Below are 18,749 nucleotides of genomic sequence, written 5' to 3' on the forward strand. Positions count from 1 at the left end.
CTCGAATGTGACAACTCACGTCTTGGGCATGTCGCGGATCAGCGAGCCGGCGCCGTGTTCGGTGTAAAGCTCGAGCAGGCAGGCATTGGGTGCGCGCCCGTCGAGGATCACCACCGCCCGCACGCCACGCTCGATCGCGTCGAGCGCCGTCTCGGTCTTGGGGATCATGCCGCCGGCAATCACGCCCTCGGCGGTCATCTCGCGGATCTGCGCCGCGGTCAGCTCGGTCACCACCTCGCCCTCGGCGTTCTTGACGCCCGCCACATCGGTCAGCAGCAGCAGCCGGTCGGCCTTGAGCGCGCCGGCAATGGCACCGGCGGCGGTGTCGCCGTTGATGTTGAAGGTCTCGCCATTGCGGCCAGCGCCCAGCGGCGCGATCACCGGAATGGTGTTCGAGCGGAACATGTCATGCAGCACCGCGGTGTTGATCTTGTCGGGCGTGCCGACAAAGCCCAGATCGGGGTGGGTCTGTTCGCAGACGATCAGGTTGGCGTCCTTGCCGGACACGCCCACCGCCTTGCCGCCCTGGCCGTTGATCGCCTGGACGATGCGCTTGTTGACGAGGCCCGAGAGCACCATCTCGACCACCTCGACGGTGGCCTTGTCGGTCACCCGCTTGCCGTTGACGAAAGAGCTCTGGATGTCGAGCTTGTCGAGCATCGCGTTGATCATCGGGCCGCCGCCGTGCACCACGACCGGGTTCACGCCGACCTGCTGCATCAGCACCACGTCGCGGGCGAATTCCTCCATCGCCTCGTCAGAGCCCATGGCGTGACCGCCGAGCTTGATGACGACGATGGCGTCGGTGTAGCGCTGAAGATAGGGCAGCGCCTGGCTCAGCGTGCGGGCGGTGGCGATCCAATCGCGGTTCATGTCCTGGGTTCTCATTTTCGGCCCTCTTGAACCGTTGTTATCACAATAGCGGAAGGCGGGTGCAAGGGGCCGGTTGGCCTTGGCACGCAAGCCGCGTGGGCGCAGACCCTAGTATCCGCTTTAGGGCGGTCGTATCTGAAAAAGAACAGACCGAGACGTTAAGCCAACTGGCTACCGTCAGCCCCAAAGCGCAAGCCGCGTGTGCGCCGACCCGCGGGGTGGCGATCCCACGTTAGTTCGACCGCGCTTTATGGTAGCCAAATCCGAAGCAGATCGGTTCGACGCAACTAGGCCAGACAAATCGCCGCCCCGGGGGGCGGGTCGGCGATCACGCGGCGGCCTGCGGCCTTGATTCCGCGTGAGGGGGCGTCAGACCAGCGTTGCGATGATCGACCGCAGGGTCTCGATCCCGTCACCTTTTTCAGACGAGGTCACCACGATCTCGGGATAGGCCGCCGGATGCGCCGAAAGCCGGCCCCGCACCTGGTCGAGCACCTTCGCACGCTCCTCCGCCTTGACCTTGTCGGCCTTGGTCAGCACCGCCTGGAAGGTCACCGCGCTCTTGTCGAGCAGGGTCATGATCTCTTCGTCGACCTTCTTGACCCCGTGGCGCGCATCGATCAGCACGAAGGCCCGGCGCAGCGATTGCCGGCCCGACAGGTACTGCTTGAGCAGCCGCTGCCACTTCTCGACCACCGCCACCGGCGCATTGGCATAGCCATAGCCGGGCAGGTCGACGAGGTAATGGCTCTCGGCGAGGGTGAAGAAGTTGATCTCCTGCGTCCGCCCCGGCGTGTTCGAGGCGCGCGCGATCCCCTTGCGGCCGGTCAGCGCATTGATCAGGCTGGACTTGCCGACGTTCGAGCGCCCGGCAAAGCAGACCTCGATCCGGTCATCCGGCGGCAGGCCGGACATGGCGACCACGCCCTTGAGAAAGTCTTTCTCGCCGGCAAAAAGCAGCCGGCCGGCCTCTCTGGTAAAGTCGTCAGGCTCTTCGGCAATGGGGAAGGGCAGTTGCATCATAGGCGTCCGATCTCGTCACCGACGGCAATCTCGCCGCCTTTTATCACTTCGGCCAACACGCTGAAATCACGATGATCCCAGCTCTCCAGCGCGCCGAGCACATCGGCGTCGCGCGCCCCGGTTTCGGGGTTGGCCTGGGTCATGGCGCAGCGGGTCGTCCGCTCGCGCACCAGGACCACGGCTGACCCGATCTGTACCTCGCGGCCGATCCAGTCGAATTCTTCCCAAGGCGCCAGACCGTCGAACCAGATATTGCCGCGCCAGCGGTGAATCGACAGGTCACGCCCGATCCGCTGCGACACCGCCCGGTGCGACGAGCGGTTGCAAAGCGTCACCGAGGCGAAATCGCTGTCGGTCATCGCCCGCGCCTCGGCCCGCACCACCCGGTCCGAGCCCATCCGGCCCTCGGGCATCAGCGGCCGGGTCCAGTCAATCAGCTGGTCGCCTTCGGTATCCGGGTCGAACCGCAGTTCGCCGAGGTCGGGATGGGTCAGCGTCACGATGCCGCTGTCCTCGTCGAGAGCGGAGCTCATCGCCTGCAACCCCGGCACCTTGGCGCCGCGGGTGAAGTTGCGGCAGGGCACCCAAGCGCTGCCATCAGCCTCGGAGGCCTCATGCGCGACCGCCCAGTGCCGGTCCCAGGGCAGGGATTGCCCCTCGCTCAGAACGACGCGGGCCACGGCCTCCCGGCCGTGGCTCTTGATCGGATAGCGCAGGATTTCGGTGATCCTGCCGGTCATTTCTTGGCGGCTTCCGCGGCCTTCTTCTTCTTGTTCTTGCCGGTGATGTTGCCGAAGAGGTCAGGCTTGTAGCCGTGGCTGCGCATGATCAGGTACTGCTGGATGAACGTGATCGTGTTGTTGGCAATCCAGTAGACCACGAGGCCCGAGGCAAAGCTGCCCAGCATGAACATGAAGACCCAGGGCATCCAGGCAAAGATCATCTGCTGGGTCGGATCGGTGGGCGCCGGGTTCAGCTTCTGCTGCAGCCACATCGAGATGCCGAGCAGCAGCGGCAGGATGCCGATGAAGACCAGCGCGAGGATGGTGCCGGGCTCCGGCGCGGCCCAGGGCAGCAGGCCCCAGAGGTTGTAGAGCGACGACGGATCGGGCGCCGAGAGGTCGTCGATCCAGCCGATCCAGGGCGCATGGCGCAGCTCGAGCGTGACGAAGATCACCTTGTAGAGCGAGAAGAAGATCGGGATCTGCAGCAGAAGCGGCAGGCAGCCGGAGGCCGGGTTGACCTTTTCCTTCTTGTAGAGACCCATCATCTCTTGCTGGAGCTTCTGGCGGTCGTCGCCGGCGCGCTCCTTGATCTTCTCCATCTCGGGCTGAAGTTCGCGCATCTTGGCCATCGAAGCATAGGACTTGTAGGCCAGCGGGAAGAGCACCGCCTTGATGATCAGGGTGAGCGCGATGATCGCCCAGCCCATGTTGCCGATGATCTGGTTGAGCCAGTGCAGCAGGGCAAAGATCGGCTTGGTCAGGAAGAAGAACCAGCCCCAGTCGATCGAGTCGATGAAGCCTGCGACGCCTTCCGCCTCGTATTCGCGGATGGTGTCCCATTCCTTGGCACCGGCAAAGAGCTGGGTGGTGACCTCGACACTGGCGCCGGCGGCAAGGCTCTGGGTCGGCAGCACGGTCTCGGTCTGGTAGATGTTGCGGCGCGGATCGTATTTTGCCGCGGCGCGGAAGGCTTCGCCCGGGGTCGGCACGAGGGTCGCCATCCAGTAGTGGTCGGTAAAGCCGATCCAGCCGTTCTCGGTCACTTGCGTGACCTCGGCCGGAACGCCTTCGCGGGCATCGATGTCAAAATCGGTCATGCCGTCATAGTCGATTTCGGACAATTCGCCGTCGGCCATGGCGACCACGCCTTCGTGCAGGACGAAGAAGTTCTTCAGGTCCTCGGGCTCGCCGTGGCGGGCCAGCAGGCCGTAGGGCGCCAGCGAAACGGCGGCGTCAGAGGTGTTCTCGACGCCTTGGGTGACGGTGAACATGTAGTCGCCGTCGACCGCGATCTGCTTGGTGAAGCGCAGGCCCTTGCCGTTGTCCCAGGTCAGGGTGACCGGGGTTTCGGGGGTCAGGGTGGCGTTGCCGGCGATCTGCCATTCAGTGTTGGGGCCGGGCACGTCGGCGATGGCGAGGCCCTGGCCGGGCGCCCAGCCATGCAGCGCGTAATAGGCGCCGGGGGTGCCCACGGGACGCAGCAGCGAGACGATCGGCGCGTCGGCATCGGTGGTCTCGCGGTAATCCTTGAGCGCCAGGGTGTCGATCCGGCCGCCCTGGGCCGAGATGCTGCCCGACAGGCGCGGCGTCTCGATGGCGATCCGCGGTGCGTCCGAGACCTTGGCCGCGGCCTCTTCGGTCACCGGGGTGCTGCCGGGGGCAGCCGCCGGGGTGTCGGCCACGCCGGGGGTGACGGCAACGTCGCCGGGGGTGGCCGTGCCTTCGGCCACCGAGGGCGCCGGCGCGACGGTGTCCTGCTCTGGTGGCGGGAACAGCACGAACCAGATCAGGATCACGACGAAGCTGAGCGCAGTTGCGAGGATGAGGTTCTTGTTCTGATCGTCCATTGGGGGGACCGCCACCTGTCACTAGGGTATCAGGCCGGGTTCAACCCTTGCGCGGCCCAAAGGTCAAGGGGCGAGTGGCATATTCCCCGGCGTTGCGGCCAATCGGGGCAACCTGTCGCGGCGGAAATTCGGCGGGACAAGCCGGGTTCCGGGTGATCCCTGCAGGCTGGCGCGGTGCGCGGCCGGCGGATTGGGCCTGCTTCCCGTCGCAGTGCGCTCAGGGCGTGTTGCGACGGGCCGGGCCGGGCAGGGGGGTGATCGCCGGCGGCGGGGCAATGCGCGCGGTGTGATCGGTGATCCAGTCGGCGAGGTTCTCGGCCGGCATCGGCACGGCGATGCCGAAGCCCTGCACATGGCCGCAGCCCATCTGCGCCAGCAGCGCATTCTCGCCCAGGGTCTCGACCCCCTCGGCCAAGGTGTCGAGGCCCAGCTTCTCGGCCATGGTGAGGATCATCGTCACCATGCGCTGCTGCTCGGGGTCGGTGTCGCATTTGACGACGAAGGAGCGGTCGATCTTGAGCCGGTCGATGGCGAATCGCCGCAGGCTGGTGATCGAGGCATGACCGGTGCCGAAATCGTCGAGGTCGATGGCACAGCCCAAGGCGGCCAGATCGGCGATATTGCGCGAAACGATGTCGTCGGGCGTGCCGGCCACCACATGCTCGAGGATCTCCACCGTCAGCCGTTCGGGGGCGAGGTTGAACCGGTCGATCTCCCAGCGCAGCCGCTCGACGAGCTTGGGATTGCGCAGCTCGGTCTCGGTGAAGTTGATGCCGACCTGCGGGATCTTCAGCCCCTCGCGGTCGAGATCGCGCAGGGTCGAGAGGGCGTGAAACAGGATCACCTCGCCCAGCCGTTCCATCAGCCCCGCGGCCTCGAGCGCTGGCAGGAAATCGGCGGGCGGGATCAGGCCGCGCACCGGGTGACGCCAGCGGGCCAGCGCCTCCAGCCCCGAGATTCGGCCGGTTTCGGTGCAGATCTGCGGCTGGTACCAGGCGCAGATCTGGCCGTCGTCCAGCGCGCGGGCGGCCTCGTCGATCAGGGCGACGCGCTGTTTGCGGTTACGCTGCAGGTCCGGCGAGAAGGCGCGGATTGCACCGGGGCCGTGGCGCCGCGCCTCGTCGAGCGCGGCAACCGTGGCGTCTATCAGCCCGGCGCCGCTCTTGTCGGGGGCGCGGGCCGCCAGGCAGAAGCCGATGCAGGCCGAGATATAGACCGGCGCGCGGTCGATGCGAATGGGTTCTTCCAGCTCGGCCTGCAGCCGCGCGGCCATCTGCACAGCGGTCTCGATATCGGTGCGCCGCAGGGGCGAGAGCACGACGCCGATCCGCCAGTCGCTGAGCCTGACAAAGCAATCGGTGCCGCGCATCGCCGACCGTAGCCGCGCCGCCAACGTATCGGCCACCCGGTCGCAGGCATCGCCGCCGAAACGCTCTGTCAGCTCGGCGCCATCGTCGACCTCGATCATGAAGCAGATCGTGGTGCGCCCGGAGCTGGCGCAATCGCTCAGCAGGGTCTCGACCCTTTCGGAAAAGCCCTCTTTCAGCTGCAAGCCGGTGACCGGATCGACCCGCGCCGGCCGCACCTTGGCGCGCGAGATCAGCACCGCCAGCCACAGAAGCGGCACGCCGATCGCAAGAAGCGCCAGCACCGGCTCGCCGCCGATCCAGAAGCCGCCCATGGCCATCGCCGGAAACATCGCCGGCAAAAGCGGGCTCTCGGTGACTTCGTTCAACACGCGCAGCGTGGCGCGCGCCATTCCCGGCTTGGTGAGCGACATGGGCACTCCGTTCGGCGATTGTCGTTTCTGGCCCACAGATCTAGCTGCGCCCGGTCACCCATGCGTTAACACCGGGCAGGAACATTACCATAAGTTACTTCGAATTGTTGCGAATTTCGGTCTGGCCCGTCGGTGCCGGACCGCCCGAATCGGTCCGACAGACGCTGGGCTCTTTTCACCGCCGGGGCTTTGCCCTATGCGCTCGGGCATGACCCAGGAACCCGACGAGATTCACCCGCTCTTCCACGGCGCGCCTCAGACCGCCGAGTTTCGCAAGCTGCGCAAACGCATCGTGCGCTCGGTCCGCGAGGCGGTGGACCAATACGGCATGGTGCAGGGCCGCAACGCGCGCTGGCTGGTCTGCCTTTCGGGCGGCAAGGACAGCTACACGCTGCTGGCGGCGCTGACCGAGCTGAAATGGCGCGGGCTGCTGCCGGTGGACATCCTCGCTTGCAACCTCGACCAGGGCCAGCCCGGCTTTCCGGCGACGGTGCTGCCGGAGTTCCTCGAACGGATGGGCGTGCCGCACCGGATCGAGTATCAGGACACCTATTCCATCGTCGTCGACAAGGTGCCGGCTGGCCGCACCTATTGCGCGCTCTGTTCACGCCTGCGCCGCGGCAATCTCTACCGCATCGCGCGTGAAGAGGGCTGCAGCGCCGTGGTGCTGGGCCACCACCGCGACGACATCCTCGAGACCTTCTTCATGAACCTGTTCCACGGCGGGCGGCTGGCCACCATGCCGCCGAAGCTGGTGAACGAAGAGGGCGATCTATTTGTCTATCGTCCCTTGGCGCATGTGGCCGAGAAGGACTGCGAGCGCTTTGCCAAGGCGATGAACTATCCGATCATCCCCTGCGATCTCTGCGGCAGCCAGGACGGGCTGCAACGCCAGCAGGTCAAGCAGATCCTCGACGGCTGGGAAAAGAACAGCCCCGGTCGACGGCAGGTGATGTTCCGGGCGCTGATGAACGCGCGGCCGTCGCATCTGCTCGACCCAAAGCTCTGGGATTTCGCCGGCCTTGCGCTGAACGAGGGCGCTGGCGCCAAACAGGACGACGTGCCCGACCTGACACCGGCCGGCCGCGACTGACGGCCGGGGGCGGAAGGCTCAGGCCTTGAGCCGGGTGCCCTTGCGCAGCATGTTCCAGGCCACGGCCGAAACCGCCGCGACCGAGACCACCGAGATCGCCAGCCCCAGCGCGGGCGCGCTGTCTGACACGCCGATCATGCCGTAGCGCACGCCGTCGATCAGATAGAACATCGGGTTGAACCGGGTGATTGCATGCAGCACCGGCGGCAAAGCCTCGACCGAGTAGAAGGTGCCCGAGAGAAAGGCCAGCGGCGTCACGATGAAGTTGGTGATCGCCGCCATCTGGTCGAACTTCTGCGCCACGATCCCCGAGATGATGCCCAAGCCCGACAGAAATGCCGCGCCCAGCACCACGAAGCAGAGCGCCAGCAGCGGATGCGCCACCCCCAGCCCCAGCACCAGCCAGAGCCCGGCAGCGATCACCACCGCCACCACCAGCCCACGCGCCACGCCACCGGCCAGATAGCCCAGCACCAGCTCGAGCGGTGACAGCGGCGGCATCAGCGTGTCGACGATATTGCCCTGCACCTTGGAGATCACGATCGACGACGAGGTATTGGCGAATGCGTTCTGGATCACGGTCATCATCAGGATGCCCGGCGCGATGAAATGGGTGAAAGGCACGCCCATCACGTCACCCCGACGCGGCCCGATGGCAATGGAAAAGATCATCAGGAACAGCCCCGCCGTCACCAGTGGCGCCAGCAGCGTCTGGGTCCAGACCGCGAGAAAGCGCTGCACCTCGCGCTGGCACAGGGTCGCCAGTCCCAGCCAGTTGACGCGTCCAAAGCGGCGCATGCCCATTTCCGCGGTCGTCCCGGTCTGCGATGTCATGCTCATGGCGGCCTCCTGCTTGCGATTCGCGGCCTTGTAACTCAGCCACCAGTGATTAAAATAGGGACAACACAGAAATTCCCAGAGCGGCCCGCTGTCGAGGCCGCTTTTTCTCGTAAGGATGATCCATGGCCTGGACCGATGAACGTGTCGAATTGCTCAAGAAAATGTGGGGCGAGGGGCAATCCGCAAGCCAGATCGCCAAGGAACTGGGTGGCGTGACACGCAATGCGGTGATCGGCAAGGTGCACCGCCTGGGCCTGTCCAACCGCGCCGGTGCCGGCGCAGGCCCCGCGGCCAAGCCCGAGCCTGCCAAGGCGGCGAAGCCGGAAGCCAAGCCCAAGCCCGCCCCCAAGGCCGACGCCAAGCCCAAGCCCGAGCCGGTCGCCGCCGCCGAGGAAGAGCCCGCCGTGACCAAGCCCGCCAACCCGGCGCGCCGTCAGATCATCCCGGCCGGCCAGCCGCTGCCGCCGCAGCCCTCGGCCAACGAGATCAGCCCCGAGGCCCTGGCCCGGGTCAACGAGATCGAGAAGAAGGCCAAGAAGCTGACGCTGATGGAATTGACCGAGCGGACCTGCAAATGGCCGGTGGGCGATCCCGCCACCGATCACTTCTGGTTCTGCGGCCTGCCGGTGCAGCAGGGCAAACCCTATTGCGAAGCGCATGTCGGCGTGGCCTTCCAGCCGATGTCCTCGCGCCGCGACCGCCGGCGTTAATCGCTCCCGTCGCAGCAGGCCCATCGCCGTCCCGGACCCCGCTCCGGGACCTCCCCGCCTCACGCCGCTTCGCCGGACAAAGGCGCACCGCGTCCCGGACCCCGCTCCGGGACCTCCACACCAGCCAGCAGGCGCCACGCCCCCCGGCGTTTCGCCTTTCACCAGGAGCCCCCGGATCAACGTCCGGGGCAGCGCCAGCAAACGCCACACCTGCAGCCACATCCGCTGGACCTCGGCGCCCCGAGGCAATAGCCTGAGCATCGACCTCCGCACAGGACAGGAAGAACCGCGACCATGAGCGATCCGCAGCAGCCCGCCTATCAGGTCCTGGCCCGCAAGTACCGCCCCGAGACCTTTGCCGACCTGGTCGGCCAGGGCGCGATGGTGCGCACTCTCAAGAACGCCTTTGAAACCGGCCGCATCGCCCAGGCCTTCATGATGACCGGCATCCGCGGCACCGGCAAAACCACGACGGCGCGGATTATCGCCAAGGGGATGAACTGCATCGGCCCCGACGGGCAAGGCCAGCCCACGACCGAACCCTGCGGCGCTTGCGAACATTGCGTGGCAATCTCCGAAGGCCGCCATGTCGACGTGCTGGAAATGGACGCAGCCTCGAACACCGGCGTCGACGACATCCGCACCACGGTGATCGACTCGGTGGCCTACGCCCCCTCGGCCGCGCGCTACAAGGTCTACATCATCGACGAAGTGCACATGCTGTCGAAATCGGCCTTCAACGCGCTCTTGAAGACGCTGGAAGAGCCGCCGGCTCATGTGAAATTCATCTTCGCCACCACCGAGATCCGCAAGGTCCCGGTCACAGTGCTCTCGCGCTGCCAGCGCTTCGACCTGCGCCGGATCGAGCCCGAGGACATGATCGGCCTGCTGCGCCGCATCGCCACCTCAGAGGGTGCCGAGATCGCCGAGGATGCCTTGGCGCTGATCACCCGCGCCGCCGAAGGCTCGGCCCGCGATGCCACCTCGCTGCTCGACCAGGCGATCAGCCACGGGGCAGGAGAGACCACCGCAGAGCAGGTCCGCGCCATGCTGGGCCTGGCCGACCGCGGACGGGTGATGGACCTCTTCGATCTGGTGATGCGCGGCGATGCCGCCGGCGCGCTGACCGAGCTCTCGGCGCAATATGCCGATGGTGCCGATCCGATGGCGGTGCTGCGCGATCTCGCCGAGGTCACCCACTGGATCTCGGTGGTCAAGATCACGCCGGATGCCGCCGAAGACCCGACCATCGCGCCGGACGAACGCGCCCGCGGCCAGCAGATGGCCGCCGACCTGCCGATGCGCGCGCTCAGCCGCATGTGGCAGATGCTGCTCAAGGCGATCGAAGAGGTGGCGCTCGCCCCCAACGCGATGATGGCCGCCGAAATGGCGCTGATCCGCCTGACCCATGTGGCCGATCTGCCCAGCCCCGAGGAACTGGTGCGCAAGCTCGGCGACGCCCCGGTGCCACCGCCCCCCTCCGGCGGCGGCGGGGTGCATACCGCGCGCACTGCCCAGACCCAGGCCCATACCGCACAAGGCCTGCCCCGTGCCACCCACAGCGGCCCCTCGGGCCCCTCGGCCTCCGGTGGCAACGCCGTCGTGGCCCTGGCCGCCGACCAGGCCTTGGCGCGCTACCCCAGCTTCGAGCATGTGATCGAGTTGATCCGCTCCAACCGCGACGTCAAGCTGCTGGTCGAGGTCGAGGCCGGCGTCCGCCTCGCCGCCTACCAGCCCGGCCGGATCGAATTCACCCCGGCGGAAAACGCCGCCCCGGATCTGGCCCAGCGCCTCGGCACCGCGCTGCAACGCTGGACCGGCAACCGCTGGGCGGTGACCCTGGTCAACGGCGCCGAGACCCCCACCATCGTCGAGACCCGCGACGCCGACCGCCTTGCGCTCGAGGCACAAGCCACCGAACACCCGCTGGTGCAGGCCGCCCTCGCCACCTTCCCAAAGGCCCGCATCACCGCGATTCACACCGCACAAGAGGCCGCCGCCCAGGCCCGGACCGACGCCCTGCAGGAGGTCGAGGACGAATGGGACCCCTTCGAAGAAGACTGACGCAGACCAAACCGCCCCACCCTGATCTTCCTCTTGCCGAAAATACCCTCGGGGGGAGGCCGCAGGCCGGGGGGCAGGGCCCCCCAAATCCCGCCCCGGCAGCACGCACTGGCCCACGCCCCTTGTCGCCAGACCTCGCCCCCCGTATCTAACCCTCAAGCAACACATGAGGAGCACCCGATGTTCAAAGGACTTGGAAATCTCGGCGACATGGCCGGGATGATGAAGAAAGCCCAGCAGATGCAGACCCGGATGGCCGAGCTGCAGGACAATCTTCACAACATGACCGTCACCGGCGAAAGCGGCGCCGGCCTGGTCAAGGCCACCGCCTCGGCCAAGGGCGAGCTCAAGGGGCTCGACATCGACCCGTCGATCTTCAACGGCGACGACAAGGAAGTGGTCGAGGACCTGATCCTCGCCGCGATCAAGGACGCCCAGCAGCGCGCCACCCAGAAGGCCGAGCAGGAGATGTCCCGCCTGACCGAGGAAATGGGCCTGCCCAAAGACATGAAGCTGCCGTTCTAGGCGGATGCAGGGCGCGGGCGTCATCGTGGCCCTGGCGGCAGCGCAGCTCCTTGGCGGGGGGGCCGCTCAGGCGCAGGACTGGGCCAGCCGCGCGCTCTGCGACGTGGCGCCGGCGCTGCACGAGGACGCCTTTGCGCCTGCCAGCCTCGAGGCCCTGCGCGCCGAGGCGGCAGAGATCCCCCATGCCACCGGCCGCTTCTGGCGGGTGGTGGCGCCCTCCGGCGCGGTCTCGCATCTCTGGGGCACGATGCATTCCGCCGATCCCGCGATCCTGGCACTGCCGGGCCTCGTCGAACAGCGCATCGCCGACGCCCGTCTGCTGGCGCTCGAGATCGACCCGATCCTGCCCTCCCGCGCCGCCTTTGACGCCCAGTTCGACAGCGCAGACTGGTACCGCGCCAGCCCGGCCGAGACAGTGCCAGCGGGGGTGCACCCCGATGTGCTCGAGTGGATTCGCCTGCGCACCAAGGGGTTGGGCTGGGGCCGTGGCGCGCCCGAGCGGCTGACCCCCGGCGCGCTGGCCGAGCTGCTGCTGGCCGATCCCTGCAATGATTTCTCCGCCGGTGTCCTGCCGGTGCAGGACGGCCGCATCCAGATGCTCGGCCTGATCGGCGGTGCCGAGGTGCTGCCGCTGGAGCCGCCAGAGCGCATCCGCCACCACCTCGACAGCCCCGGCAATGCCGCATTCGCGGTGCATTTCCTCAATGTCTACGGCGCCTATCTCGATCCCGAGACGACCCCCGAGGAGATCGCCACCCAGCGCGCGCTCTACCTCTCGGGCGAGATCGGCCTGATGCTGGCCTGGGACCGCGCGGCGCTCTCTTCGCGGCTGGGCGACGACGGCGCCACCGTCGACCGGGTCAACCGCCACCTGCTCGACGCCCGCAACCAGGCCTTCATCGACGTCGCCCGCCCGGCGCTGGCCGAGGGCGGCGTGTTCCTCGCCGTCGGCGCCTTTCACCTGCCGGGCAAGGCCGGAATGATCGCGCGGCTGCGCGCCCAGGGCTTCAGTGTCACCCGCATTCCCCTGCCCGGCGAGGCCCCGACATGAGCGCCACCCGCGACATCGACGCCCTGATCGAACTGATGGCCAAGCTGCCGGGCCTCGGGCCGCGCTCGGCGCGGCGCGCGGTGCTGCACCTGATCCGCAAGCGCGGCTTGCTGATGACGCCCCTGGCCGACCTGATGAGCGACGTGGCGGCCTCGGCCCGGGAATGCCTGAACTGCGGCAATATCGGCACTGGCGACATCTGCGACATCTGCGACAGCGAGAAACGCGCCAACGGCATGATCTGCGTGGTTGAGGACGTGGCCGATCTCTGGGCGCTGGAACGCTCCGGCGTCTTCAAGGGCCGCTACCACGTGCTGGGTGGCACGCTCTCGGCGCTCGACGGCGTCGGCCCCGAGGACCTGTCGATCCCCCGCCTCGTCGACCGCATTTCGGCGGAAGCGGTCACCGAGGTGATCCTCGCCCTCAATGCCACCATCGACGGCCAGACCACCGCGCATTACATCGCCGACCAGCTGGAAGGCCGGGTGGCCCTGACCTCGTTGGCCCAGGGCGTGCCGATCGGTGGCGAGCTGGATTACCTCGATGACGGGACGATCACCGCGGCTCTGAACGCGCGGAAATCGCTCTAGGCTGCACCTACGCCTCACGCACATCGCGCCCCGGACCCCGATCCGGGGCCTCATGGCTCACGCCTCATGGTCCCGGGTTCAGCCCTTCTTGCCGATCCGAGGCTCCTCGCCGCGCGCTATCCGCCGGATATTCGCATGGTGCCGCCCCCAGACGATCACCGCCAGCAGCGCGCAGAGCACGACCATCGAGGGATAGCCCAGCAGATAGGCCCAGAGGGGCGACAGCGCGGCGGCGAGCAGGGCCGAGGCCGAGGATATCCGGGTCAGCGCCGCGCCGGCCACCCAGGTGGCGCAGGCGGCGAGCCCCAGCGGGAAGGCCAGGCCGAGCAGCAATCCGAGGAAGGTCGCCACGCCCTTGCCGCCCTTGAACCCCAGCCAGACGGGGAAGCAATGGCCGAGAAAGGCCATCAACCCGGCCAGCTGCGCCGCGTCTTCCGCCGCCAGCCAGCGGGCCACCAGCACCGCAATGGCGCCCTTGAACGAATCGAGGATCAGCGTCGCCAGTGCCGCCGGCTTGTTGCCGGTGCGCAGCACATTGGTGGCGCCGATATTGCCGGAGCCGATCTGGCGCAGGTCGCCCAGCCCCAGCAGACGGGCGATCACCAAGCCGAAGGGGATCGAGCCCAGCAGGTAGCCGATCAGCGCCCAGAGGATCAGGCCGGCAAAGGCGGTCTCGATGACGGGCATCAGCTTTCTCCGAAAACGCGGCGGCCGGCGACGAAGGTCGCCAGCACGCGCCCCTGCATCCGGGCGCCGTCAAAGGGGGTGTTCTTGGACTTCGACTGCAGCTTGAAGCGGTCGAGCACGAAGGGCGCATCCGGGTCGAAGAGCACCAGGTCGGCCGGCGCGCCTGTGGCCAGCCGTCCGGCGTCGAGCCCGAGCCGGCGGGCCGGGGCGAGGCTGAGCGCGCGAAAGAGCTGCGGCAGGCTGAGGTCCTCGGAATGATAGAGCCTGAGCGCGGCCGGCAGCAGCGTCTCCAGCGCCACGGCGCCCGAGGCGGCCTCTTCGAAAGGCAGGCGTTTGCTTTCCTCGTCCTGCGGCGTGTGCATCGAGGAGATCATGTCGATCACCCCGTTGCGCAGCGCCTCGATCACCGCCTGACGGTCGTCTTCGGCGCGCAGCGGCGGCTTGACCTTGAAGAAGGTGCGATAGTCGGCCACGTCCATCTCGTTCAGCGTCAGGTGATGGATCGAGACCCCGGCGGTGACGTCGAGCCCGTTGGCCTTGGCCCGCGCCAGCGCGGGCAGGGCGCGCGCGGTGGTGATCTGGTCGAAATGCGCCCGCACGCCGGTCATCTCGACCAGCGCGATATCGCGGTCGAGGCCCATGCGCTCGGCCATGGCCGAGACCGCCGGCAGGCCGCGCAGCGAGGCGAACTTGCCGGATGTGGCGACGGCCCCGTCGGACAGCACCGGCTCCTGCGGGTGCAGCATCACCAGCGCGCCCAGCGACCGGGCATAGGTGAGTGCGCGGCTCAGAACCTTGGTGTTGCGGGTGACCCGGTCGCAATCGGTAAAGGCCACGGCACCGGCGTCGAGCAGAAAGCCGATCTCGGCCATCTCGCGGCCATCGCGACCCTTGGTGAGCGCTGCCATGTGGTGCACATGCACCGGCGCATCGGCCTGCGCCCTGCGGGCGACGAACTCGAGCCCCTCGGGGCTGTCGATCACCGGCGTGGTGTCGGGGCGGGTGACCATGGTGGTGACGCCGCCCGCGGCGGCGGCGCGACCGGCAGAGGCATAGCTCTCCTTGTGGCGCTCGCCCGGTTCGCAGACCTTGACGCCGATGTCGACGATGCCGGGCGCCAGGCATTTGCCGCGGCAGTCCAGCACCTCATCGGCCCCTTGCGGCGCCTCATCGGTGCCGATGGCGGCGATCCGGCCATCGCGGATGTGGAGCCAGCCGGGAGAGACAGTGCCGGCTTCGGGGTCGATCAGCCGGGCGTTTTCGAGGAGAAGTGTGGTCATATTCTGCGCCCCGTTATGCTGTCCGGGAGGTTGCGAAGCAGGGGAACAAAGACCTCGTAGAAGCGAACCACCATGTCCCTGATCCAACTATGCTGCCGATCCCAGGTTGAACGTGCTCGCAGGTCGAATCCATCGTTCATTACATAAATCTTGCGGCGTCTTACGTTGGCTTTCTCTTCCCAGACCATGTCACGCCCGACTTCATCTTCAATTTCCGAGCGACGTTGCCTGAGTGCATCAAAAAGGTCGTGCGGCCGGTCGCCGTCCATGAAAATCTCGACCCGTACCACGCCGGTGCTGGGAACGAGCGCCACGTTCAGCGAAGCTTCAGTGAAGCCAATATCATGGGAAATCCAAGTGTTCTCGGTGGGCGGAGCCGGCTTGATCGAGCCTGAAGTCGACGAAATCAACGTCCCTAACGCGTGCCAATAGGCAAGACGTTGGCTATCTGTGTCAGACATCATTCTATCCCGCGATCCACACCATTACCGCCACGAGGGCGAATATCACCAGAAGCGCCACCGTGGCCACGCGGCCGGACATCCTGGGGTCATTGGGTTCCTGCATCGACCGTCCCTTGCTTGCCTGCATTCTGCCAGGGTGCTGTCAGATCGCCGGTCATGCCAGCGCCCAGAGCACCACGCCCAGCACCGCCACGGCGACCACCACGCCGATGATCAACCCGGGCTTCATCGGTTTGGCCTTGGGGTCCGGCGGCGGCGGGGCGGGGGCCTCGACGGGTTCCGGCGGCAGGGCGCTCTCGGCGCGGGGTTTTTCCAGCGGCACCGGATCGCGCGCCTCGCCGAAGGTGGCGATCCAGCGCAGCGGATGGGTGACGCGCAACTGCTGGCCGATCCGCTCGAAGGCGGCCGAGCGCATCACCATCACCCGCCCCTTGACCCGTTCGAGCTGGGCGCGGATCGGCGCCAGTTCCTCGTCCGAGATGCCATGACCCTCGGCCAGGTAGTCGGCCAGCGGCATGCCGGACAGATCGTTCATGTCGAACAGGTCGATGTGATCGGGGTCGAGCGCGGTGGCGCCGGTCATCTTCTGCAGCGCGCGGGCGTCATCGTCGAGCAGCAGCTGCGCCTCGTCGAGCGACAGATCGACGGTGAAGATCCGCACCAGCCCGTGTTCGTCCGAGGGTATTTCGAGAATGTCGCTCATGCCATGATCCCTTCTGCGGTGGTGGCCGTCCGGTTGCGGACCAGCAGGTCCATCGCCGCCATGCGCACGGCCACGCCCATTTCGACCTGTTCCTGGATGACCGAGCGGTTGATGTCATCGGCAATCTCGCCATCGATCTCGACCCCGCGGTTCATCGGGCCGGGGTGCATGACGATGGCGTCGGGCTTGGCGTGGCTCAGCTTTTCGGCGTCGAGCCCGTAGCGGTGGTAATATTCGCGTTCCGACGGGATGAAGCCGCCGTCCATCCGTTCCTTCTGAAGCCGCAGCATCATCACCACGTCGACGTCCCTGAGGCCTTCGCGCATGTCGTCATAGACCTCGACGCCGAAGGCATCGATGCCGGCGGGCAAAAGCGTCGGCGGGCCGACGAGGCGAACGCGGTTCTCCATCTTGCCCAGAAGCAGGATGTTCGACCGCGCCACGCGGGAATGGGCGATGTCGCCGCAGATCGCGATATTGAGACGGTGCAGCCGGCCCTTGGCGCGGCGGATGGTCAGCGCATCAAGCAGCGCCTGGGTCGGATGTTCGTGCCGCCCGTCGCCGGCGTTCAGCACCGCGCAATTGACCTTCTGCGCCAGGAGATCGACTGCGCCGGAATGCGGGTGGCGCACCACCAGCAGATCGGGGTGCATGGCGTTCAGCGTCAGCGCGGTGTCGATCAGCGTTTCGCCTTTCTTGATCGAGCTGGCCTGCATCGCCATGTTCATCACATCCGCGCCAAGCCTTTGGCCGGCCAGTTCGAAAGAGGCCTGGGTGCGGGTGGAATTCTCGAAGAACATGTTGATCTGGGTGCGCCCGGCCAGCGCGTCGCCGTGGCGCTTGCCACGGTTGAGCCGCACGTAATCATCGGCCAGATCGAGCAGGGTGGTGATCTCTGAGGGCGCAAGCGGCTCGATGCCGAGAAGGTGGCGCTGGGTAAAGGTCATGACCTGCTCCGGTTCGGGTTGGGACCGCTTATATGGGCGGGGGCGGATGCGTTCAATGGGGGCGCCCGGGGGCTGGCGCCGGAAATGCGTATTTGTCAAAGAGAAGAAGCAGGGGGCGTTTCCTTTCGGGGCCCGGGCGGAGTAGGATCGCGGCGATGGAATACACCGAACACATGAGCCTGCGCGCGGCGCTGGTCTGGCAGATCGAGGCCGGGGTGGTGGACACCCTGAGCGAGACGCCTGTCGACCGCTATGCGCTGGCCGCCGCTGCGGCAGCGGCCAAGGAGCAGACCAAGGCCCCGGCACAGGCGCGGCCCGGCGCGCCGGTGGAGCCTGCCAAGGCCGATCCGGTGGACGAGGCGCAGCAGATGGCGACGGCGGCGCAGGATCTGCCCGGGCTCAAGGCGGCGCTGGCGGCGTTCGAGCACTGCGATCTCAAGCGCGGGGCGCGCAATCTGGTCTTTGCCGATGGCACGCCGGGCGCCCGGGTGATGATCATCGGCGAGGCCCCGGGCCGCGAGGAGGACCGGCAGGGCAAGCCCTTCGTCGGCCAGGCCGGGCAGTTCCTCGACCGGATGCTGGCGGCCATCGGGCTCGACCGCGGCGAGAGTGTCTATATCACCAACGTGCTGCCCTGGCGGCCGCCGCAGAATCGCGATCCGCTGCCGGCCGAGATTGCCATGATGCGGCCCTTCGTGGCGCGGCACGTGGCGCTGGCAAAGCCCGAGGTGCTGGTGCTGATGGGCAATATCTCCTGCGACGCGGGCCTCGGCAAACGCGGCATCACCCGGCTGCGCGGCACCTGGGCCGAGGCCTATGGCAAACCCGCCCTGCCGATGTTTCACCCGGCCTACCTGCTGCGCCAGCCGCATCTCAAGCGCGAGGCCTGGGCCGATCTTCTGAGCCTCAGGGCGCGCCTCGGCCAGCCCTGACCCCCAGCATTGCAAGAGGACCCATGAGCCGCATCGACGAAAGCCGTGACTTCATCCCCGTGCGCATCGCCGTCCTGACGGTGAGCGACAGCCGCTCGCTGGCCGAGGACCGCTCTGGCGATGTCCTGGCCGGCCGGATCGAGGCCGCCGGGCACCTGCTGGCGGATCGCCGGATCCTCGCCGACGAGCGGGCCGAGATCGCCGCGCAACTTCGCGAATGGAGCGAAGACCCGCAGATCGACGTGGTGATCACCACCGGCGGCACCGGTCTGACCGGGCGCGACGTGACGGTCGAGGCGCATCGCGACGTCTATGAAAAGGAGATCGAGGCTTTCGGCACGGTCTTCACCCATGTCTCGATGGCCAAGATCGGCACCTCTGCCGTTCAGAGCCGCGCCACCGGCGGGGTGGCCAATGGCACTTACATGTTCGCGTTGCCCGGCTCTCCGGGGGCCTGCAAGGACGCTTGGGATGAAATTCTGGGCTTTCAGCTCGATTACCGGCACCGCCCTTGTAACTTTGTCGAGATTTTTCCGCGATTGACCGAGCATCAGCGACGGAAATAGCCGATAAGTTCGTATCATTGCAGAACCGGCGCGTCTGGCGCCTGGCCAA

The 18,749-nt window shown here is 67.2% G+C and carries 19 protein-coding genes; 8 read left to right on the forward strand and 11 right to left on the reverse strand.

Going from position 1 to position 18,749, the window contains the following annotated elements:
- Nucleotides 1-15: 15 nt before the first annotated feature.
- The 5 genes from argB to ACN0SE_RS02700 all read right to left on the reverse strand — a co-directional run bounded on the left by argB (nucleotide 16) and on the right by ACN0SE_RS02700 (nucleotide 6,248).
- The gene (gene argB, locus ACN0SE_RS02680) at nucleotides 16-888 is read right to left on the reverse strand and encodes an acetylglutamate kinase (protein ID WP_417522936.1); all 873 of its coding nucleotides are present in this window, start codon (nucleotides 886-888) and stop codon (nucleotides 16-18) included.
- A gap of 354 nt (nucleotides 889-1,242) precedes the next feature.
- Nucleotides 1,243-1,893 (reverse strand): ribosome biogenesis GTP-binding protein YihA/YsxC, encoded by a 651-nt coding sequence (yihA, locus tag ACN0SE_RS02685; protein WP_417522937.1) that lies wholly within the window; start codon nucleotides 1,891-1,893, stop codon nucleotides 1,243-1,245.
- Nucleotides 1,893-2,636 (reverse strand): MOSC domain-containing protein, encoded by a 744-nt coding sequence (locus ACN0SE_RS02690; RefSeq protein WP_417522938.1) that lies wholly within the window; start codon nucleotides 2,634-2,636, stop codon nucleotides 1,893-1,895. The genes yihA and ACN0SE_RS02690 overlap by 1 nt, the downstream gene beginning before the upstream one ends.
- On the reverse strand, nucleotides 2,633-4,468 hold the full coding sequence (gene yidC, locus ACN0SE_RS02695; protein WP_417522939.1) for a membrane protein insertase YidC: 1,836 nt from the start codon (nucleotides 4,466-4,468) through the stop codon (nucleotides 2,633-2,635). Before yidC ends, ACN0SE_RS02690 begins: the two co-directional genes overlap by 4 nt.
- A gap of 217 nt (nucleotides 4,469-4,685) precedes the next feature.
- On the reverse strand, nucleotides 4,686-6,248 hold the full coding sequence (locus ACN0SE_RS02700; protein WP_417522940.1) for a putative bifunctional diguanylate cyclase/phosphodiesterase: 1,563 nt from the start codon (nucleotides 6,246-6,248) through the stop codon (nucleotides 4,686-4,688).
- A gap of 208 nt (nucleotides 6,249-6,456) precedes the next feature.
- Here ACN0SE_RS02700 and ttcA point away from each other — a divergent pair, with 208 nt between their 5' ends.
- Nucleotides 6,457-7,341 (forward strand): tRNA 2-thiocytidine(32) synthetase TtcA, encoded by an 885-nt coding sequence (gene ttcA / locus ACN0SE_RS02705; RefSeq protein WP_417522941.1) that lies wholly within the window; start codon nucleotides 6,457-6,459, stop codon nucleotides 7,339-7,341.
- A gap of 18 nt (nucleotides 7,342-7,359) precedes the next feature.
- Here the strand turns inward: ttcA and ACN0SE_RS02710 are convergent, their stop codons facing one another.
- Nucleotides 7,360-8,181 (reverse strand): ABC transporter permease, encoded by an 822-nt coding sequence (locus ACN0SE_RS02710; RefSeq protein WP_417522942.1) that lies wholly within the window; start codon nucleotides 8,179-8,181, stop codon nucleotides 7,360-7,362.
- A gap of 122 nt (nucleotides 8,182-8,303) precedes the next feature.
- On the opposite strand from ACN0SE_RS02710, the gene ACN0SE_RS02715 reads away from it, so the two are divergent.
- The 5 genes from ACN0SE_RS02715 (at nucleotide 8,304) to recR (ending at nucleotide 13,121) form a co-directional block, all read left to right on the forward strand.
- Nucleotides 8,304-8,891 (forward strand): GcrA family cell cycle regulator, encoded by a 588-nt coding sequence (locus ACN0SE_RS02715; protein ID WP_417522943.1) that lies wholly within the window; start codon nucleotides 8,304-8,306, stop codon nucleotides 8,889-8,891.
- 294 nt (nucleotides 8,892-9,185) lie between these two features.
- Nucleotides 9,186-10,955: a DNA polymerase III subunit gamma/tau gene (locus ACN0SE_RS02720; RefSeq protein ID WP_417522944.1), complete on the forward strand. Its 1,770-nt coding sequence runs from the start codon at nucleotides 9,186-9,188 to the stop codon at nucleotides 10,953-10,955.
- Nucleotides 10,956-11,135: 180 nt separating this feature from the next.
- On the forward strand, nucleotides 11,136-11,480 hold the full coding sequence (locus ACN0SE_RS02725) for a YbaB/EbfC family nucleoid-associated protein (protein WP_417522945.1): 345 nt from the start codon (nucleotides 11,136-11,138) through the stop codon (nucleotides 11,478-11,480).
- A 4-nt stretch (nucleotides 11,481-11,484) separates the two neighbouring features.
- Entirely contained in the window at nucleotides 11,485-12,531 is a 1,047-nt protein-coding gene (locus tag ACN0SE_RS02730; protein WP_417522946.1) for a TraB/GumN family protein, read from the forward strand.
- Nucleotides 12,528-13,121, forward strand: coding sequence for a recombination mediator RecR (gene recR / locus ACN0SE_RS02735; protein WP_417522947.1), 594 nt, complete (start codon nucleotides 12,528-12,530; stop codon nucleotides 13,119-13,121). The genes ACN0SE_RS02730 and recR overlap by 4 nt, the downstream gene beginning before the upstream one ends.
- Nucleotides 13,122-13,199: 78 nt before the next feature.
- On the opposite strand, the gene plsY is transcribed toward recR, so the two are convergent.
- The 5 genes from plsY to ACN0SE_RS02760 form a co-directional block, all read right to left on the reverse strand.
- Nucleotides 13,200-13,808 (reverse strand): glycerol-3-phosphate 1-O-acyltransferase PlsY, encoded by a 609-nt coding sequence (gene plsY / locus ACN0SE_RS02740; protein WP_417522948.1) that lies wholly within the window; start codon nucleotides 13,806-13,808, stop codon nucleotides 13,200-13,202.
- On the reverse strand, nucleotides 13,808-15,088 hold the full coding sequence (gene pyrC, locus ACN0SE_RS02745; protein WP_417522949.1) for a dihydroorotase: 1,281 nt from the start codon (nucleotides 15,086-15,088) through the stop codon (nucleotides 13,808-13,810). Before pyrC ends, plsY begins: the two co-directional genes overlap by 1 nt.
- Nucleotides 15,085-15,549 (reverse strand): DUF4268 domain-containing protein, encoded by a 465-nt coding sequence (locus tag ACN0SE_RS02750; protein ID WP_417522950.1) that lies wholly within the window; start codon nucleotides 15,547-15,549, stop codon nucleotides 15,085-15,087. The genes pyrC and ACN0SE_RS02750 overlap by 4 nt, the downstream gene beginning before the upstream one ends.
- A gap of 157 nt (nucleotides 15,550-15,706) precedes the next feature.
- The gene (locus ACN0SE_RS02755; protein ID WP_417522951.1) at nucleotides 15,707-16,255 is read right to left on the reverse strand and encodes a hypothetical protein; all 549 of its coding nucleotides are present in this window, start codon (nucleotides 16,253-16,255) and stop codon (nucleotides 15,707-15,709) included.
- Complete coding sequence (locus ACN0SE_RS02760; RefSeq protein ID WP_417522952.1) at nucleotides 16,252-17,202, reverse strand: aspartate carbamoyltransferase catalytic subunit; 951 nt, start codon at nucleotides 17,200-17,202, stop codon at nucleotides 16,252-16,254. The genes ACN0SE_RS02755 and ACN0SE_RS02760 overlap by 4 nt, the downstream gene beginning before the upstream one ends.
- 155 nt (nucleotides 17,203-17,357) lie before the next feature.
- Between ACN0SE_RS02760 and ACN0SE_RS02765 the strand changes: the two genes are divergently transcribed.
- Both ACN0SE_RS02765 and moaB read left to right on the forward strand, forming a co-directional pair.
- Complete coding sequence (locus ACN0SE_RS02765) at nucleotides 17,358-18,134, forward strand: uracil-DNA glycosylase (RefSeq protein WP_417522953.1); 777 nt, start codon at nucleotides 17,358-17,360, stop codon at nucleotides 18,132-18,134.
- A gap of 23 nt (nucleotides 18,135-18,157) precedes the next feature.
- Nucleotides 18,158-18,700 carry a molybdenum cofactor biosynthesis protein B gene (moaB, locus tag ACN0SE_RS02770; RefSeq protein WP_417522954.1) on the forward strand — a complete coding sequence of 181 codons (543 nt, stop codon included), beginning with the start codon at nucleotides 18,158-18,160 and terminating at the stop codon, nucleotides 18,698-18,700.
- Nucleotides 18,701-18,749: the final 49 nt, after the last annotated feature.

The organism is Marinovum sp. (genome assembly GCF_048263515.1).
In the GTDB taxonomy this organism is placed as follows: Bacteria; Pseudomonadota; Alphaproteobacteria; order Rhodobacterales; family Rhodobacteraceae; genus Marinovum.

Excerpts from the sequence above, each read along its gene's own strand:
- pyrC (WP_417522949.1), bottom strand. The coding sequence starts at position 15,088 with ATGACCACACTTCTCCTCGAAAACGCCCGGCTGATCGACCCCGAAGCC.
- yihA (WP_417522937.1), bottom strand. The coding sequence starts at position 1,893 with ATGCAACTGCCCTTCCCCATTGCCGAAGAGCCTGACGACTTTACCAGA.
- ACN0SE_RS02725 (WP_417522945.1), top strand. The coding sequence starts at position 11,136 with ATGTTCAAAGGACTTGGAAATCTCGGCGACATGGCCGGGATGATGAAG.
- ACN0SE_RS02700 (WP_417522940.1), bottom strand. The coding sequence starts at position 6,248 with ATGTCGCTCACCAAGCCGGGAATGGCGCGCGCCACGCTGCGCGTGTTG.
- ACN0SE_RS02730 (WP_417522946.1), top strand. The coding sequence starts at position 11,485 with ATGCAGGGCGCGGGCGTCATCGTGGCCCTGGCGGCAGCGCAGCTCCTT.
- ACN0SE_RS02765 (WP_417522953.1), top strand. The coding sequence starts at position 17,358 with ATGGAATACACCGAACACATGAGCCTGCGCGCGGCGCTGGTCTGGCAG.
- yidC (WP_417522939.1), bottom strand. The coding sequence starts at position 4,468 with ATGGACGATCAGAACAAGAACCTCATCCTCGCAACTGCGCTCAGCTTC.
- ACN0SE_RS02755 (WP_417522951.1), bottom strand. The coding sequence starts at position 16,255 with ATGAGCGACATTCTCGAAATACCCTCGGACGAACACGGGCTGGTGCGG.
- plsY (WP_417522948.1), bottom strand. The coding sequence starts at position 13,808 with ATGCCCGTCATCGAGACCGCCTTTGCCGGCCTGATCCTCTGGGCGCTG.
- ACN0SE_RS02690 (WP_417522938.1), bottom strand. The coding sequence starts at position 2,636 with ATGACCGGCAGGATCACCGAAATCCTGCGCTATCCGATCAAGAGCCAC.
- recR (WP_417522947.1), top strand. The coding sequence starts at position 12,528 with ATGAGCGCCACCCGCGACATCGACGCCCTGATCGAACTGATGGCCAAG.
- ACN0SE_RS02720 (WP_417522944.1), top strand. The coding sequence starts at position 9,186 with ATGAGCGATCCGCAGCAGCCCGCCTATCAGGTCCTGGCCCGCAAGTAC.
- ACN0SE_RS02760 (WP_417522952.1), bottom strand. The coding sequence starts at position 17,202 with ATGACCTTTACCCAGCGCCACCTTCTCGGCATCGAGCCGCTTGCGCCC.
- ttcA (WP_417522941.1), top strand. The coding sequence starts at position 6,457 with ATGACCCAGGAACCCGACGAGATTCACCCGCTCTTCCACGGCGCGCCT.
- ACN0SE_RS02750 (WP_417522950.1), bottom strand. The coding sequence starts at position 15,549 with ATGTCTGACACAGATAGCCAACGTCTTGCCTATTGGCACGCGTTAGGG.
- ACN0SE_RS02710 (WP_417522942.1), bottom strand. The coding sequence starts at position 8,181 with ATGAGCATGACATCGCAGACCGGGACGACCGCGGAAATGGGCATGCGC.
- argB (WP_417522936.1), bottom strand. The coding sequence starts at position 888 with ATGAGAACCCAGGACATGAACCGCGATTGGATCGCCACCGCCCGCACG.
- moaB (WP_417522954.1), top strand. The coding sequence starts at position 18,158 with ATGAGCCGCATCGACGAAAGCCGTGACTTCATCCCCGTGCGCATCGCC.
- ACN0SE_RS02715 (WP_417522943.1), top strand. The coding sequence starts at position 8,304 with ATGGCCTGGACCGATGAACGTGTCGAATTGCTCAAGAAAATGTGGGGC.